Origin of the sequence: Desulfomicrobium norvegicum (genome assembly GCF_900114595.1) — a bacterium.
In the GTDB taxonomy this organism is placed as follows: Bacteria; Desulfobacterota; Desulfovibrionia; order Desulfovibrionales; family Desulfomicrobiaceae; genus Desulfomicrobium; species Desulfomicrobium macestii.
Genome location: NZ_FOTO01000001.1, coordinates 75159 through 90699, shown reverse-complemented (window position 1 = coordinate 90699; position 15541 = coordinate 75159). Strand labels below are relative to the sequence as shown.

The 15541-nt window shown below is 60.5% G+C and carries 13 protein-coding genes; 8 read left to right on the top strand and 5 right to left on the bottom strand.

The features are described 5' to 3' along the window. Nucleotides 1-9 precede the first annotated feature (9 nt). The 4 genes from secF to BMZ24_RS00375 all read left to right on the top strand — a co-directional run bounded on the left by secF (nt 10) and on the right by BMZ24_RS00375 (nt 5197). Nucleotides 10-1083, top strand: a complete 1074-nt coding sequence (gene secF, locus BMZ24_RS00390; RefSeq protein WP_092188152.1) for a protein translocase subunit SecF — start codon at nt 10-12, stop codon at nt 1081-1083. Between the two features lie 364 nt (nt 1084-1447). Continuing rightward, the gene (locus tag BMZ24_RS00385; protein WP_092188150.1) at nt 1448-2692 is read left to right on the top strand and encodes a sulfite exporter TauE/SafE family protein; all 1245 of its coding nucleotides are present in this window, start codon (nt 1448-1450) and stop codon (nt 2690-2692) included. Between the two features lie 62 nt (nt 2693-2754). After that, entirely contained in the window at nt 2755-3414 is a 660-nt protein-coding gene (locus BMZ24_RS00380) for a hypothetical protein (RefSeq protein ID WP_143077801.1), read from the top strand. Nucleotides 3415-3496: 82 nt separating this feature from the next. Then, the gene (locus BMZ24_RS00375; protein ID WP_092188146.1) at nt 3497-5197 is read left to right on the top strand and encodes a hypothetical protein; all 1701 of its coding nucleotides are present in this window, start codon (nt 3497-3499) and stop codon (nt 5195-5197) included. 42 nt (nt 5198-5239) lie between these two features. Here the strand turns inward: BMZ24_RS00375 and nadB are convergent, their stop codons facing one another. The 3 genes from nadB to nadC are packed head-to-tail and all read right to left on the bottom strand — an operon-like array spanning nt 5240 to nt 8719. Beyond that, nucleotides 5240-6826 (bottom strand): L-aspartate oxidase, encoded by a 1587-nt coding sequence (gene nadB / locus BMZ24_RS00370; protein WP_092188144.1) that lies wholly within the window; start codon nt 6824-6826, stop codon nt 5240-5242. 10 nt (nt 6827-6836) lie between these two features. Continuing rightward, a complete protein-coding gene (gene nadA / locus BMZ24_RS00365; protein WP_092188142.1) occupies nt 6837-7850 on the bottom strand; it encodes a quinolinate synthase NadA in 1014 nt (337 codons plus the stop codon). Beyond that, complete coding sequence (gene nadC, locus BMZ24_RS00360; protein WP_092188140.1) at nt 7847-8719, bottom strand: carboxylating nicotinate-nucleotide diphosphorylase; 873 nt, start codon at nt 8717-8719, stop codon at nt 7847-7849. The genes nadA and nadC overlap by 4 nt, the downstream gene beginning before the upstream one ends. Before the next feature lie 180 nt (nt 8720-8899). Here nadC and BMZ24_RS00355 point away from each other — a divergent pair, with 180 nt between their 5' ends. From BMZ24_RS00355 to BMZ24_RS00340, 4 genes are all read left to right on the top strand, one after another. Continuing rightward, nucleotides 8900-11497 (top strand): tetratricopeptide repeat protein, encoded by a 2598-nt coding sequence (locus BMZ24_RS00355; RefSeq protein ID WP_092188138.1) that lies wholly within the window; start codon nt 8900-8902, stop codon nt 11495-11497. 84 nt (nt 11498-11581) lie between these two features. Then, nucleotides 11582-13114, top strand: a complete 1533-nt coding sequence (locus BMZ24_RS00350) for a glycosyltransferase family 9 protein (RefSeq protein ID WP_161948993.1) — start codon at nt 11582-11584, stop codon at nt 13112-13114. 58 nt (nt 13115-13172) lie between these two features. Next, nucleotides 13173-13790, top strand: a complete 618-nt coding sequence (locus tag BMZ24_RS00345) for a DUF8043 domain-containing protein (RefSeq protein WP_092188134.1) — start codon at nt 13173-13175, stop codon at nt 13788-13790. Further along, on the top strand, nt 13783-14133 hold the full coding sequence (locus tag BMZ24_RS00340; RefSeq protein WP_092188132.1) for a hypothetical protein: 351 nt from the start codon (nt 13783-13785) through the stop codon (nt 14131-14133). Before BMZ24_RS00345 ends, BMZ24_RS00340 begins: the two co-directional genes overlap by 8 nt. A gap of 28 nt (nt 14134-14161) precedes the next feature. Here BMZ24_RS00340 and BMZ24_RS00335 read toward each other — a convergent pair whose 3' ends face one another. Continuing rightward, nucleotides 14162-14899: a purine nucleoside phosphorylase YfiH/LACC1 family protein gene (locus BMZ24_RS00335; protein ID WP_092188130.1), complete on the bottom strand. Its 738-nt coding sequence runs from the start codon at nt 14897-14899 to the stop codon at nt 14162-14164. Continuing rightward, on the bottom strand, nt 14890-15492 hold the full coding sequence (locus BMZ24_RS00330) for a 5-formyltetrahydrofolate cyclo-ligase (protein ID WP_092188128.1): 603 nt from the start codon (nt 15490-15492) through the stop codon (nt 14890-14892). The genes BMZ24_RS00335 and BMZ24_RS00330 overlap by 10 nt, the downstream gene beginning before the upstream one ends. Between the last annotated feature and the right edge of the window lie 49 nt (nt 15493-15541).

Below are 15541 nucleotides of genomic sequence, written 5' to 3'. Positions count from 1 at the left end.
GAGCAGACCATGTCCTTTGAAATTATCAAACGCGATACGAACATCGACTTTGTCGGGATGCGTAAGTACGCGTATGTCCTTTCCGCCGTGCTGCTTCTGACCGGGTTCCTGTCCCTGCTCGTCAAGGGCGGCCCGCAATACGGCATCGATTTCGCCGGCGGCTTCAACGTCCAGGTCAAGTTCAGTCAGTCCGTTGAACTGGACAAGATTCGCATGGCTCTCGATAGCCCCGCCCTGACCGGTCTTGTGGTCCAGGATTTTGGCGACGCCGGGGATCACGAGATCCTGCTGCGAGCGTCCTTTTCCGAGCAGACCGCCAATCAGGTCCGTGAAGCCGTGAACACCGGGCTTGAGTCCGCCTTCCCCGGTGTGACCCATGAAATTCAGCGTCTTGAAATGGTAGGCCCCAAGGTGGGAGCCGATCTGCGTGAGAAAGCCCTGGAGGCTATTTTCTACGCGGTTCTGCTCATAGCCACCTATATCTCCGGACGTTTCGAGCAGAAGTGGATGGTCGCCGGACTCATGGCCGCCGGCCTGGCTTCGGTTGTCTACGTGCTTGATTTTCTCAATGCGCCCACGAGCCTGTCGGTCATCGTCGCGACCGTCGCGGCCCTGGTGCTGTGCGTCGTCTTGCGCCTCAAGTACGCTCTTGGAGCCATTGTCGCCCTTATCCACGACGTCATGATTCCGCTGGGGCTATTTTCCCTGCTGAACAAGGATGTCGATCTGACCATCATCGCGGCGCTCCTGACCATTGTCGGTTACTCCCTGAACGATACCATCATCATCTACGACCGTATCCGTGAGAACATCCGGGCCAAGGTTTCGCCTTCCCTTGACGTTGTTATCAACAAGTCGGTCAACCAAACCATGTCCCGTACGCTCATCACCGCAGGCACGACCTTCGTGGCCGTGTTCTCCCTGTATGTCTTCGGTGGCGGCGTGATTCATGATTTTGCCCTGACCATGCTCGTTGGCGTCGTGGCGGGCACCTATTCGTCCGTATTCGTGGGTGCTCCGATTCTGGCCTTCTTCAAGCCCCGCATCGATGTCGATGAGCATCCCGCACCAGCCACTGCCTGAAGTACGGTTCTTTCCTGACATTCATTAAGGCGCTCTTCGGGGCGCCTTTTTTTATCGTGATTGCGGACCATTGGGCTGTCCTTGCATCTCGGACCGCAAGATGCCGTGCATTGCAGGATCTGGTATTGTGAAATTAGTAACGAATCAAAGAGGTTTGAAGGGGTGTTTTGAGAGAAAGTTTGGTGAAAAATGTGACAAAAGGAGCAAGGCGGGCCACGAAAAATCTTAGTTTGCCATTATCCTTGAAACAGTGGTAGGCGAAATGATCTTTTCAAGATGAGCCGAGTCTGGTGGTGAAGTCCGATAACTACTCGGAAATTTTCAGCTTAGTGTCATTTTTTAAATGGGAGAAAAGGGAGGATTTATGTCTAAACGTTTTCGTGTTCTGGTTTTGTCCGCTCTCTTTGTACTTGTGAGCGTTGTCGGCCCCCTCTGGGCTCAGCAGGAAGCTGCCGCGCCTGCGGCCGCTCAGACGGAAGTAGCCGCTCAGGCCGCTGCCGCCCCTGAAGCTCCCAAGGCTGCCGTCACCGGTTCCAAATTGGAAAAGGCCATTGCCATGGCTCCCGTGGGAACCGAAGCCGGTCAGATCGATACAGCCAAGCCCGCCGGTTTTCTCGGCATCCCCGGAGCTCCCCAGATCAATCCCATCATGGCGCTGCTCTGGGCGGTGTGGGTAGGCTGGATTTTCTCCACTGTCGGCGCGTTCGGCGGCGTCATGGCCGGTGTCGGCCACGTTACCGTTTTTGGCCTGGGCGCCTACGCCAAGGGCTTCAAGACCTCCGCTCCCGACCTGAACAAGACCGTTACCGACTCCATCCGTGCTTCCAACCAGTTCCTTGTCGGTCTGTCCGCACTCATTTCCGCCATCAACTATGGCAAGATGGGCCGCCTTGTTCTGCCTTTGGGCCTGGCGCTGGGCGCCGGCTCCCTGCTCGGCGCATGGGGTTCCGCGACCCTGTCGGCCGGCAAGGTTTCCTTCTCAGCCTACCAGGGCTGGTTCGGTTTCTTCGTATTGGCTCTTGGATGCTACCTGCTGTGGGAAACCTCTCCTGCCGGTCAGTCCAAAAAGGTCAAGGCCAAGCAGGCCGCACAGGCTTTTGAAGCCGCTGTCAAGGCTCAGCGCACCGGCGGCGGCCCCGCTCCGACCGGCGTCAAGATCCTCGGCATCACCTTCTCCAAGGTTCAGTTCACGTTCTGCGGTGTCGAGTTCAGCTTCAATCCCGTGCTGCCCGTGGTCGGCGGTATTGTCATCTCCGCCCTGGCGGCCTTCCTGGGTGTCGGCGGCGGCTTCCTGCTGGTGCCTTTCCTGACCAGCATCACCCAGCTGCCCATGTACCTGGCTGCCGGCACTTCCGCCTTGGCCGTTCTGGTCAGCATGGTCACCAGTATCCTGACCCTCATGACCAAGGGCACCCCGGTTGATTGGGTTCTCATCGGTACGGAAATGGTCGGCGTCGCCATCGGCTCCATCGTCGGTCCGCATACTTCCAAGTATTTTTCCGACAAGCTGCTCAAGCGCATTTTCATCGTTCTTGCTTTCTATGTAGGCATTGACTATGTTTTGAAGGGTTTCTTTAACGTACGCGTCATCGAAATTCTGTTCGGCTAGGCGCCACTTGTACAAACGAACACACCCAATGGCCCCGGCTTTGTCGGGGCCATTTTTGTTGCATGGAAACACTACGAAATATTCTTTTGATGATGGACCCCATGTTCATTTGGGGATTTCGCCTCTTCGATCACCCCTGGGGCGGTTTTTTGACGGGTCTTGCCGTGCTGAGTCTTCTCTGTGTGATCACGGGGGATTTCACATCGCATTTGGCCCGCAGGCTCAATCGCAAGGTGTACGGCAAGTACCGCGATGAAATGGTCCGCCAGCACAACCTCTCCGTCGAGGCGTTGAAACATTCCGACAAGGATGCGTACAAGGCCGTCAACAGGCAGGCTCACGAAGCATTCGGGAAGTATTTTTTCAGCCAGGCCGGAGCGTTCACCCTGTCCATCTGGCCGCTTCCTTTCGCCATGGCCTGGCTGGACATCCGTTTTGGCGGCATTCCGATCACGTTGCCTTTTGCGGTACCGGGCGTCGGAGACAGCGTCTTTTATCCGTTTTTCTTTTTTCCCATATACATTGCCTTGCGGATTTCTTACGGGAAAATTATGCGCCGCTTTCCGTTCTATCGGCGCATACTGGACTGGAGCAAGCACGGCAACGAAACGCAGATGGTTCCCTTCATGGATTTGCTCAAGCCTTCGACCGGGGTTGCCCCCGGTAACCCCGAAGAGGATGGGCGCCCATCCGGCGGGCCTGAGGATACACCCCGAAAATGACCGCGCCGTTTGGCGGCATCGTTTCGGGCCTGGCCGCGCGTTCGCGGAAGAGGCGCCTGACGGATTTGGCAAGGGGAGGTAGATGATGCGACAGTCAGGACTTTTTTCGCACTGGAGTTTCGAGTCGTTCGCACCCGGATCGATTCCCCGGCCCAAATACAATGCCTTTCACCGGATACATCGTCAGACCAGCACCTGCCTTGAATTTCTGGCCCACTTCGAGGACCTGTCCATGGGCGGGGCAGTGGTGGACTGGTGTCGTGTTTCGGGGTTGGCGAATCAGCTGTGCTCCGCCATTCGCGATCTTGTGGACCAGTTGCAGGTGATGAACCCCGTGGAGTTCATGGACGCCCACGACTGGGTCGCGAAATTGAGCTTTTATACCCGCCTGTCCACTGAACACGCGGCCACGTCCGCCAATCCCCCGTATCTGCTGACGCTGGATTCGCCGCAAGGCAAAGCCTCCTTCTCCTGGATTTCAAAGCGTCTCGACCCATTGGACCCTGGCCCGGTTCTCGTGCTCACGCCGTCTTTGTTTCAGTATTTCATTGAGGCCAACGACATGCGTCATGATCTGGACGAGTTGTTGCGCCAGTTGGATCTGATGGATGAGCCCGCCACCGAAGATTTGGGCAGGAGCGCCCGTGAGCTGATACGCGGAGGATCGTTGCCGCACCGGTTGCTCACCGAGATGGAGATCGCGGCCGTGGAACTCGCTCCGGGCGGCAGGTTTCTCGAATTGCGCGTGTTTGCCGGCAGCGGCGACGATGCCGTCATGATCGGCAAGGTCGGAGGAGTGCGGCCCACCGAGTTCATCACGGCGTGGCTTGAAGCCACGGCCTGCAAGTTTTCGCCCTCGGCGCTCGCCCTGCGCCTCTCCAAGGGGCTTGCCGACGAGGAACATCCGCTCACAGTGGCCGTTTTTCCGGTCGATACGGCCTCGGAATCACGGAACTGCGCCCTTTGGGATGGCGTTCCCGATTCGGCGGCCCTGGTCGCGCGTCTGGATCAGATTCTGCCTCGCGTCACCAGGTTGCACGTTTTCAAGGATCAGGGCGAGGCCTTGCGCCCTGAGCATTGCCGCTCCCTGCACGATCTGATCTGCCTGTGCATGGAACGGGGGCTGGCCCAGATTTTTGCCTTTGCCGGGGAACCTGCCCGGGGCCTGGCCGGAATCAAGCAGCTTCGACTTGAAATTCCCGTGGTCATCAACATCTTCAATCTGGGCGGCGGGCTTTTTCCGTCGGCGGCGGAGCGGGCCGTCATCTCAACGGAGGATGTCCGTTCCATCCCTGCCTGGTCGTTGCTTCTGGGGCTGGTCTGTCCTGCGGTGTCCTGGTCCGGCGCGCGTCACGAAGAGACCCCGTCGGTGCCGCATTACAGCAGCTACGCGGTTCTTTCCCAGTTCTTCATGCACTGCACCTTGCGGCTTGAGCAGAACCTGTATGTCGCGGAATGTTCGTGCGAGGATGGCGTGGAGAAGTACGTGCGCTTTCGTTTCAAGGGCGGGACGGGAACCAGGGCGCAACGGCGGAGCAGGCTCGGGATCATGCGCCTCATCCTTGAAAGGGAAGGGTTCACGGTCACCTCGCGCGGAGATTATCTTGTGGCCCTGCGCAGCGGCGAGGAAGATGTCCTGCTGCAGCGCAACCTGGTTTGCCTTGGCCTTTTGACAGCCTGGGTGCAGTCTTCGGGAGTGGAAGTCCTGGGGGGCATGTCACCCGAGCAGGGACGCGACCTTTTTCGGGAGCTGTTCACCGATTTTCTTTTTGATCCAAGCTAGGGCCCTGCCGGGTCTGACTTCGGCCGCGATCAGCCGGGCCTGCTAGTTCTTTCGGAAATGGCAGCCCCGGCTGTTTTTGTTGCGCAAGGCCGCCGTGGTCACGATGTAGGCGGTCTGGCAGCCGTGGAAGAGATCCACCGACTCCTTGCAGATGCGGATTGATTTGTAGAAGGAGTGCAGCCGCTTGTTCAGGTTGCGCAGGTCTTCGAAGGCCCGCTCCAGGCGCGGGGTGGTGCGCATGATGCCCATGTAGTTCCACATGGTGTGCCTGATGGTCGCCCAGTCCTGGTTGATGAGCGCCGGGTCCTCCATTTCGGTCCTGCCGGAGGTGATCCAGTCGGCGATGGAATCCTGGAGCCGCTGGCACAACTGGCATGATCCTTCATAGCGTTCATGGATGTCTTCCGCCGCGTTCATGCCCCACAAAAGCCCTTCCAGAAGTGATGTCGAGGCCAGACGGTTGGCCCCGTGCACGCCCGTGCAGGCGATTTCGCCGGCGGCATAGAGCCCGTCGAGGGTGCTTCGGCCCCTGTTGTCGACCAGTACCCCTCCGCAGGAATAATGCGCGGCGGGCACTACCGGGATGGGATCCTTGGACATGTCCACGCCGACTTGCTTGCACTTCTCGTAAATTGTCGGGAAGCGTTTGCGCAGGTTCTGATCCACGTAGTTGGCGGCGTCCAGAAATACGCAGTCCTCTCCGGTCTTGAGCAGTTCGTCGACGATGGCCCGGGTCACGATGTCGCGGGGGGCCAGTTCCATGCGCTCGTCATAGCGGGCCATGAAACGCTCGCCCTTGGCGTTGAAGAGACGGGCCCCTTCGCCGCGAACGGCTTCGGAGATGAGAAATTTGCGATCCGCGCGGTGGAAAAGCGAAGTGGGATGAAACTGGATGTATTCCAGATTCATGACCGTCGCGCCCGCTCGGTGGGCCATGGCCATGCCGGACCCGATGGAGGACGAGGTGTTGGTCGTGTGCAGGAATATCTGTCCCAGCCCGCCGGTGCACAGGACCGTGTAATCGGCCAGGATGGTGTTGGGTTCGTTGGTCTCCGAATTGAAGACGTAGGCTCCGACGCACTGGTTGTTCAACTGGTAGCGGAATTCCAGTTTGGTGGAGTGGTGGCGCGTGGCCAGAAGGTCGATGGCCGTCCGGTTGTAGAGGGTGCGGATATTGGGGTGGATCAGCACTTCGCGGACCAGGCTGTCCTGGATTGCGCGCCCGGTGTAGTCGGCGCAGGTCAGGATGCGATGCACCGCGTGGCCGCCTTCCTTGGTCAGGTACCAGTCTCCCTGTTCCGTGCGGTCGAAGGGCACCTGCACGCGCTCGAAGAGGATTTTTTCCACTGCCTTCGGGCCGTCCTCGCACAGGTGGCGTACGGCCGGTTCGTAGTTGTACTCCCACCCGGCGGTGCCGATGTCCTTGGCCAACTTTTCAGGAGAGTCCTCGTTGCTGCTGTAGACGATGCCGCCCTGTGCCAGGGCTGTATTGCCGTTGTCCAGAGAGGGGCCCGAAGAGAGCAGGGTCACTTCGTGTCCCTTGTCGGCCAGGCAGATGGCTGCGGTGCAGCCTGCGATTCCCGAGCCGATGACCAGGACTTCGGTTTTCATGCGGGTGGGTGTTGTCATGGCGAATTTCCTAACTGCAGGCGGTCAGCATGCGCTCAAGGGCGATGCGGGCGGGCCGGGCTATGTGTTCCTCGACCCGAACCGGCAGGGCGGTATCAAGCTCCTGCAACATGCGGGCGAGGTTTGTTTCGTTGACCTTGGCCATGTTCGAGCACAGGGCCCTGCGCAACGGCCGGATGGTCTTGTCGGGATGTCTGGCCGCCAGACGGTTGACCAGGCTCCATTCTGTTCCGACATACACGGTGCTGCCGCTTTTCGCTTCGGCCACAGCCTTGATGAGGAAGGTGGTCGAGCCGGCTCCGTCGGCCATGGACACGACTTCAGGGTCGCATTCCGGGTGCACGAAGATCAGGGCATGGGGCTCGCTTGCGCGGATGGCCGTCACCTGTCCGGCATTGAATTTGGCGTGGACGGCGCACAGGCCCGGCCACAGGTACAGTTTGCGTGTAGGGTCGGCCGCGGGCACGAAGCGCCCCTGACCCCGAATGTCGAGCCGCTCGATCTCGCTTTCGGACAGGCCGAGGATGCGGGCCGTGTTGCGGCCGAGGTTGGCGTCGGGCAGAAAGAGGACTCCGTCCCCCTGGGCAAGGGCCCAGCGCAGCATGGTCGGGGCGTTGGCCGAGGTGCATACGCTGCCGCCATGGTTGCCGCAGACGGCCTTCACGGCGGCGGACGAGTTGACGTAGGTCAGGGGGATGATGCGCGCCCCGTCGCGGTTGAGTCGCGCCAGGACCTCTTCGGCCAGGAGGGCCGGAACCATCTCGGCCATGACGCAACTGGCTCCAGGGTCGGGGATGTGCACCTTCTGTTCGGGCCTGGCCAGGATGGCTGCCGTTTCGGCCATGAAATGCACCCCGCAGAACACGATGTGCCGCGCCTCAAGGCCGTCGATGTGCCTGGCCAGTTCCAGGGAATCTCCCAGGATGTCGGCGTGCCGGACAACCTCGTCGGCCTGGTAATGGTGGGCGAGGATGCACAGCTCTTTGCCGAGCCTGTCCCTGATGGCGGAAATTTTCTGGTTCATGCATTCTCCCGGGAGCTTTGTGTCAGGCGCATGGAGAAGTCCGCGACGGTGGCGGAGTGGGTGATGGCGCCGGTTGAGATGAACGTCGGCCGCAGTTCGGCCAGGGGGCGGATGGTCGCCAGGGTGACATTGCCGCTGATCTCCGATTCGATGTGGGGCGGGATGAGCCGCAGCGCCTCGGCCGCGGTGTCCACGGGCATGTTGTCGAGCATGATGCGCTGGGGCGAGAGACTCACGGCCTCGCGCACGTGTTCGAGCGTGCGGCATTCCACTTCCAGGGGAGGGCAGACGTCGTAGGCTTTTCTGAGCGCGCACACGGCGGCGGTGATGGAACCCGCCTGATCGATGTGATTATCCTTGAGCATGAGCATTTCCTCAAGGTTGGCCCTGTGGTTGTGCCCCCCGCCCATGCGTACCGCGTATTTTTCCAGATAGCGTTGGCCGGGGGTGGTCTTGCGGGTATCGAGCACCCGCACTCCGGTTCCTTCCACAGCCTGCACGAAGCGGCTGGTTGCGTTGGCCACGCCGGAGAGATGGCAGATGAAATTCATGATGACCCGCTCAGCCTTGAGCAAGATGGGTGCCGAACCTCGGATGCGGGCAACCTCCTGTCCGCGCGCGACAGCGTCCGCGTCGGAGGCGAGCAGGGTCACGACGGGCCTTGGGCCGCGCATGCGCTCAAAGACGATGTCGATGAGCGGCAGGCCCGCGACCAGGGTCTCTTCCTTGGCCACGATGGATGCTTCCAGCTGTGAGGCGGGCGGGAACAGGGCTTCGGAGGTCAGATCGCGTCCGTCTTCCTCCAGGGCGAGGTCCACGAGGCGGTGCAGCAGGGCCAGTCGGTCGTCGTTGAAATAGAGAGAAAACATGCCGGATTCCTTGCGCAGGAGGGTGATTGGTTTGGCTGTTGACTAGGAAAAGGACCACCCGTCGTCAAGCCGTAACTGGGCCATCCGCGGGTTGCGCTTGCAGGTGCTGCGTGTCATGTTGGCGCATGCGTTGTATCCAAAAGAACCAGTCGCTTAAAGCGCCTGTGAACGGAGAATGAAATGACCTGCATCGAGCCGCTCCTGGCGAAGGTGACAAAACAAGCCTCACCCAGGTTGCTGAGTAACGGCTTCGTCTGCTGGCTGGTGCATTCGCAGCCTCTGCCAGTCAGTTTTCTTCAGACCCTGACTGATATCGGCGGCTGGTCTCTGGCGGAGGAAACATCGCAGACCCTGTGGTTTTTTCCTTCCTCCGAAGTCATGCTCGGGCTGGCCAGACTCTACAACTGGGCCAGGCTTCATCCCATGGCCACGAGCGTGACCGTCTTCGAGGGCAGCCTCATCGTCGATGATAAGCTTGGCCAATCCCTCAAGGTCAAGTCCGAACTGCACTCCCTCTGCGTCGAATTCCCCAAGAGACTCGTTGTCCGCGTCAGCGCGCGCATGCGGGAACTCGGACGAACCCTGACCGGCCTGGCCTTCAAGCACGTGCAGAGCCCGGACGGTCTTTTGGGGGACTGGTTCGAGCTGGAAGGCAGCGAGCAGGTCAGCGTATCCTACAAGTTGAACTGGCTTTGGGTCATCCGTCCTCAGGGCTCCCGGCAGGACAAGACCTTCACCAAGGGTTGGCGGGCCTACTTCGACCGGCTGGAAGCGATCTTCCAGCAGTACAAGGTCTCCTATCTGCTGGCGGAGGATCTGAACCTGGTTCTGCGAGTGACTTCGCCGCGCGTCATGGGCGCCCTGACCTCGGAACTGCTGAGCATGATCGACGACAAGGAGAAGCCGGCCTGGCCTTGCAAATACATGGCCGTCGAGATGGGCGACCAGCCCTTCACTCCAGAATTTGCGAGCAAGGTCCGTTATGTCGTGGACTCCCTTGAGTCCAATGCCCTGCATCTGCCCCTGGCCACGATTTTCCAGATAGCCGACTCCAGGATCGCGCCGGTGGATTCACGCGCTTCCATGGACAATTCCAAGCTGTCCGACCTGTTTCAGGTTCGTTTCCATTCCAGCAAGTGCGGGCGGCGGCGCGGCAGCCTGAATGTTTTTCTGCCTACGAGCCTGATTTCCGGTGGCGAGAGCCCCTGTTTCTATTGCGGACTGCGTTCGCACCAGCCGCGAAAATGCCCCTCGAGGATGCTGCAGTCCGGAAACGTGCAGGTCACGGACATGACCCGCTTTGCCCGCCTGGATCTTGACGCTCTGCCCGGAATCCTGGCCGGGATTGAAAAGCAGGTCGCCCCCGACGTCATTCGCGGTCTGAACATGTTGCTGGGGGAAAAGACCGATCCTGGGCTGGTCGTCCGGTCCATGTTCGAGGTCGACATGATCTGCCAGCTGCGCATGATGGCTTCCGTCTGGCGCGCCAAGGGCAAGGAATGGCCGCGAGGGATAGAAGAGCAGCGGCCCCAAAGCGAGGCGCAACTCTGGGAGGCCTTGGAGGCTTTGCGCACGGGGAGTCTGGAGCGGGCCATGGAAAAGGTCGATCATGTCGTGCTCAGTTCGCCCAAGAATTATCAGCCACGGGTGCTCCTTGGTTTCATGGCCATGGAGCGCGATGAGTTCAAGCGTGCCATGGGCTTCTGGGAGGAGGCCGAGAGCCTGGCCTATACCAGTCTGCAGCGCTCCTACATCCAGCTTCTTCAGGGCCGCCTGCGGGAGATCACGGGCGACTATCCCGAAGCCATCCGCCTTTACGGCCGGGCGCTCGGGGAATCCCCCCGGTTCAGTCAGGCCCGCTACAGGCAGGCCGTCTGCCTGATCAAGTCAGGATATCTCAATGAAGCCCAGGCGCTCATCCGCGAGCTGATCAAGGACAATCCCGACTACTTCAGCAACGTGCTGCTCGACACCGAGCTGGAGGGCGGGCGTTCCCATCTGTTGAGCGACCTGTGGGAGATCTGGGATGATGCAAGGGCCCGTTCCCACGAGGTCATCGGCGCGGTGGAGCACCTGCCGGACCTGCTGGACAAGTGGCTGCCTTCCGACCACGACGCCTACAACATGTTCCATGTGCGCATCGAGGATTTGAACAGCTATGCCGGGGTCAACAACTACGCCTCCATGGCCAAGCTGCTGCGCGGCACCATCGCCATCCGAGCGGACATCCAGGCCCGGGTCAAGAAGGACATCAAGGAGCTCGCCAACCGCCGTTCGGCCATTCGCGAGCGGCTCAAGAAGATTCAGCGTGAGGCGTCCTGGTTCCCCTTTCCGTCGATGCTCGGGTCTTTCACCAAGCTCTTCAATGCATGCGGCGAGGGAGTGAGTCTCATCGGCCATCTTGACCTCTACGTTCCCGACAAATTCAGGCAGGGGCACGAGGCCATGCGCCAGGCCGAACAGAACCTGGACAAGCTCGAAAAGAAGCTGCTCTTTCTTCAGGGCGTGCGAAACGGCATCCTTTTCCTGCTACTGTCCGGCAAATATCTGCTCATCTTCGAGATCATCGCCTTGCTTTTGGCCGGAGGCGTGTCCCTGGGACTTTACTATCTGGCTCCGGATCAGGTCATCCTGGGGCGGAACCTGCGACAGGAACGATGGCTGATCCTCAACATCACGCTCATCTTTTTTTCCTTTCTCGCCTTCGTCGCCACGGCCATCAAGGCCGCGTCGAACTTCGAGACCTACAAGAACGAGATCCTGGACAAGGGGGACTGATGCCCCGCGCCCCGCATGCAGCGGTCGTCCCGACGGCGGCCCGAACCCCCGTGTTTTTGGCACGCCTTTTGTTCATTGCCTAGAATGCATACTCTGGTCATCAATTTGACCCGCTTCGGCGATCTGCTGCAGACTCAGCCTGTCTTCAGCGGATTGCGACGGCGGGGCGACAGCGCGGGGCTGGTCTGCCTGGACTCCTTCAAGGGCGCGGCGGGCCTGCTGCGCGATGTGGATCAGGTCCGGGCCCTGCCCGGGGCGCGTCTTCTGGCCCAACTGGATCGGGGCTGGCCTCTGGCCATGGAGGAACTTGTCTCCTGGCTGGATCAGTGGCGACAGACTCCCTTTGACCGGATGGTCAACCTCACGCCGACCCTTTCCGCACGGCTGCTGTCCCGCGCCATGCATGACGGGCAGGTGGAGGGTTTTGGCCTCGATAGCCATGGTTTTGGCGAGTACTCCACGCACTGGGCGACTTTTCTGCAGGCGGCCTCCGCCCATCGCGGGTGCAGCCCCTTCAACCTGGTTGACCTGTTTCAGCGTGTGGCCGGTCTTGATCCGGGAGAATTCAGATTGAAGACGCCCGAGGCTCCCGCGCTGGCGGCGGCGGATGAACTGCTTGGCGGCACGGGGCGGCGGGTGGCCTTTCAGCTTGGGGCCAGCCAGGACTACAGACGCTGGCCCGTGGCCTCCTTCGTGCGCGCCGGGAGCGTGCTGTGGTCAAGGACCGGGCGCATGCCCGTGCTCCTGGGAACGGCGTCGGAGAGCCATCTGGCGCGGGAATTCATGGACCTGGCCGACTACCCCTGCACGGACCTGACCGGCCGGACCGATCTTTCGACGCTGGCGGCGGTGCTGAAGCGCATGGATCTGCTGCTGACCAACGACACGGGCACCATGCACCTGGCGGCGGGCCTTGGCGTGCCGGTGGCGGCGATCTTCCTGGCCACGGCCCAGCCTTTCGACACCGGGCCCTATCTGGAGGGCAGCCTGAGCCTGGAGCCCGATCTGCCCTGTCATCCGTGCTCCTTCGGGGAGAAATGCCCCCATGGACTGATCTGCCGCGATTCCATCGAGGGCGAGGCCGTCGGGGACATGCTGGTCGGGTATCCTGATGGGCAAGCCTTGAGCGTCGCGCCCGGTTTCAAGGGACGGATCTGGCAGGCTCGGCGTGATGAGTCCGGATTCATGGATCTTTTTTCCGTGTCCGGCCACGAGGGCCAGGATCGCAGCCGCTGGATCAGGATTCAGCGCGAGGTCTATCGTCAATTTCTTGACCAGAAGTCCGGTGCGGGAAATTTTTCCTGGCCCGGGCCGGGTTCCGATTTCCGCGATGCCCTGGTGCGCGATCTTGAACACGCCGCCCTCATGTTGACCCTGGTCGAAGAGCAGGGCCGGATTCTGGCGCTCCGTCCGGATGCGCCAATGAAACCGAAATTTCTCGTCAACTGTCAGAATTTAGAGGATTTTTTTTCGCGCAACCCCTCGCTTGGGATACTTGCTCCCATGTGGCGCTTCCAGTCCAGGGCCGAGTCCGTGAGCATGGCGGCTTTTCTTGAATTGTGCGCCAGGTACCGTGGTCTGCTCGATGTTTTCAGGCATCGGCTTGCGCTGGCATGAATGTTGATTAGTCCGGGACATACGGCAAAATTATTCCCAGTAGGCGGAGGACAGGAAAATGATCATTATAGACGGCCAGCAGAGCCCACTTGAGGTTCGTCAATTCGAAAATCTTGAACAGATCATCGAAAAAGTCATGGAAGACATACGCATGAACAGTCGTATCGTGACCGATGTCCTGGTCAACGACGAGGCTTTTTCGGAGATTTACCCTCATCAGGCCGAGGACATGGACGCCTCGCATATCAATCGGGTGGAAATTGTTTCCGTGCCCACCACTGAAATGGCCCAGGACATCACCCGCGAATTGTACAAGGTCGTGACCCTGATGGGCAAGGCCGGGCGGCAGGTGGCGGATTTCTTCCGTCAGGCGGATGACGATCAGGCCCTGGAGCTTTATGGCGACCTGCTGGAAGTGAACCGCGATTTTTTGAACATGGTCGGCGTGCTTCGCAATGAATTCGCCACGGACACCTCCGCCGAATTCGAAGCGTCGCTGTCGGATCTTTCGTCTCTTTTTTCGGAGATGATCGAGATTCAGGAGAACGAGGATTGGATTCTGCTCGCGGATCTGCTCGAGTACGAATACCTGCCCGTGGTCGAGAAGACCAAGAACATGGTCGCCCGCTTGCGCGAGTCGGTCAGGGTTTCGGCCAGGAAGGAACAGAATGGCTGAATCACGCGACACCTACGATCACATCATGGCGCTTGGCCAGGAAGAGCTGGGGCTGATCGCGAGCCAGGATGCCGATCGTCTCGGGACGGCGGTTCGGGAACGGGAGACAGCCATCATGGCCTTCATGAACTGCGACATGGGCGAGCAGGACAAGGTTTTCCTGGAAAAGCTCAAAAGCATCCAGGACATGAACACGCACCTGCGCCATGAGGCCAGGGCCCTGCATCAGTCCTTGAAGGAAGAGCTTTTGAAGGTGCGTCAGGAAAACAAGCGCATCGGGGGGTACCGAAACGGCGCCCTGATAACGCCCCTGGGCCGTCACGCATTGAGTCGCAAGGGTTGAACCGGGTGCCGCTCCAGTGCCGGAGCGGCTACCTGATCCAGATGACGCCCACCTGACGGCCGGTGATTTTGTCACGGCGGTAGGAAAAGAACTCCGGGGACGAGGCCGTGCACAGGTCCAGCGCAAAGATGTTGCCGGAGGGAATGCCCGCCTCGATGAGCTGCTCCCGGGTCAGGCTCCACAGATCCATGCAGCGCGTGGCCGGGTTGAAGCAGGATGAGAATCCCGGGCCCCATTCGGTTTCGAAATTGACAAATTCGCTCCTGCCCGGGCCAAGGCTCGGGCCGCGCACGGCCATGATCCCGGAAGGATCAAGGCCGTAGGCGGCGCAGAAGTTGCGCACTCCGGCGGCGGGAAAGTTGACGGCGTTGCCTCTCCACCCGCAGTGCAGGGCGGCAACGTGCCGTCCGGCGGCGTCCGCCAGCAGAATGGGCTGACAGTCCGCGGTCTTGATGACCAGTCCGTGCCCGGGCCGGTCCGTGCCCAGCCCGTCCCCCTCCAGTCTTGCCCCTTCAAAGCAATCATCCTCCAGATTCATGTGCATGGTCTGTCCGTGCACCTGCCTCAGTTCCTGCCAGACTTGAAAGCCCAGGGCCGTGCGCAGTTCCGCTCTGTTGGCCAGGACGGCCTTCTCATCGTCTCCGACCTCAAGCGACATGTTGGACTCGGCGTAGGCGCCCGTGCCGTGACCGCCCTGCCGGGTGGTGAAGACGCAGCCCACATTGTCAAGGCCAGGGAAGTGAAAATCGATATATTTCAAAGACATGACTGTGCCTCCGCAAGGATGTGCAGGATGGATTCAGGGGTGACGATCATTTCCACCGGCCGGTCCCATGGCTCGACCGGAATGCTGTCCAGGACCTGGAAGGCGTAGGCCGGACCGACCAGCAGGGGGGCGTGGCCGAGGGAGGGCAGAAAGCGGTCGTAATAGCCGCCTCCGAAGCCGAGGCGGTATCCGCGCCGGTCGAAAGCCAAGGCCGGAAGAATGATGACCTCGGGCCGTGGGGCCGGAACCAGCCGGGCCCGATCGGCCCGAGGTTCGATCAGGCCGAAGCAGCCGGGGCCCAGTTCCTCGCGGGAGGTTACGCTGTACGCGTCCATTATGCCGGGGGCGTTGTCGCGGCAGCCGGGCAGAAGGACTTCGCTGCCGCGCGCCCAGAAATGGTCCAGCAGGGGCCACGTATCGACTTCGCCCCGGGCCGGAAGATAAAGCATGACGCTGGAGGCGAGGCGGATGCGCTCCAGGGAAAGCAGGTTGTCCCGGATGCGGGCGCTGTCTTCCTGCACCAGGTTCAGGGGCAGATTCTGACGTTGTCTGCGCAGGGCAATTCGCAGAAGGTTTTTGCTGGACTCTTGCATGACGTGAGGCGCTCCTTTACCATGCCGTGAAAACACGACATTTACTCAA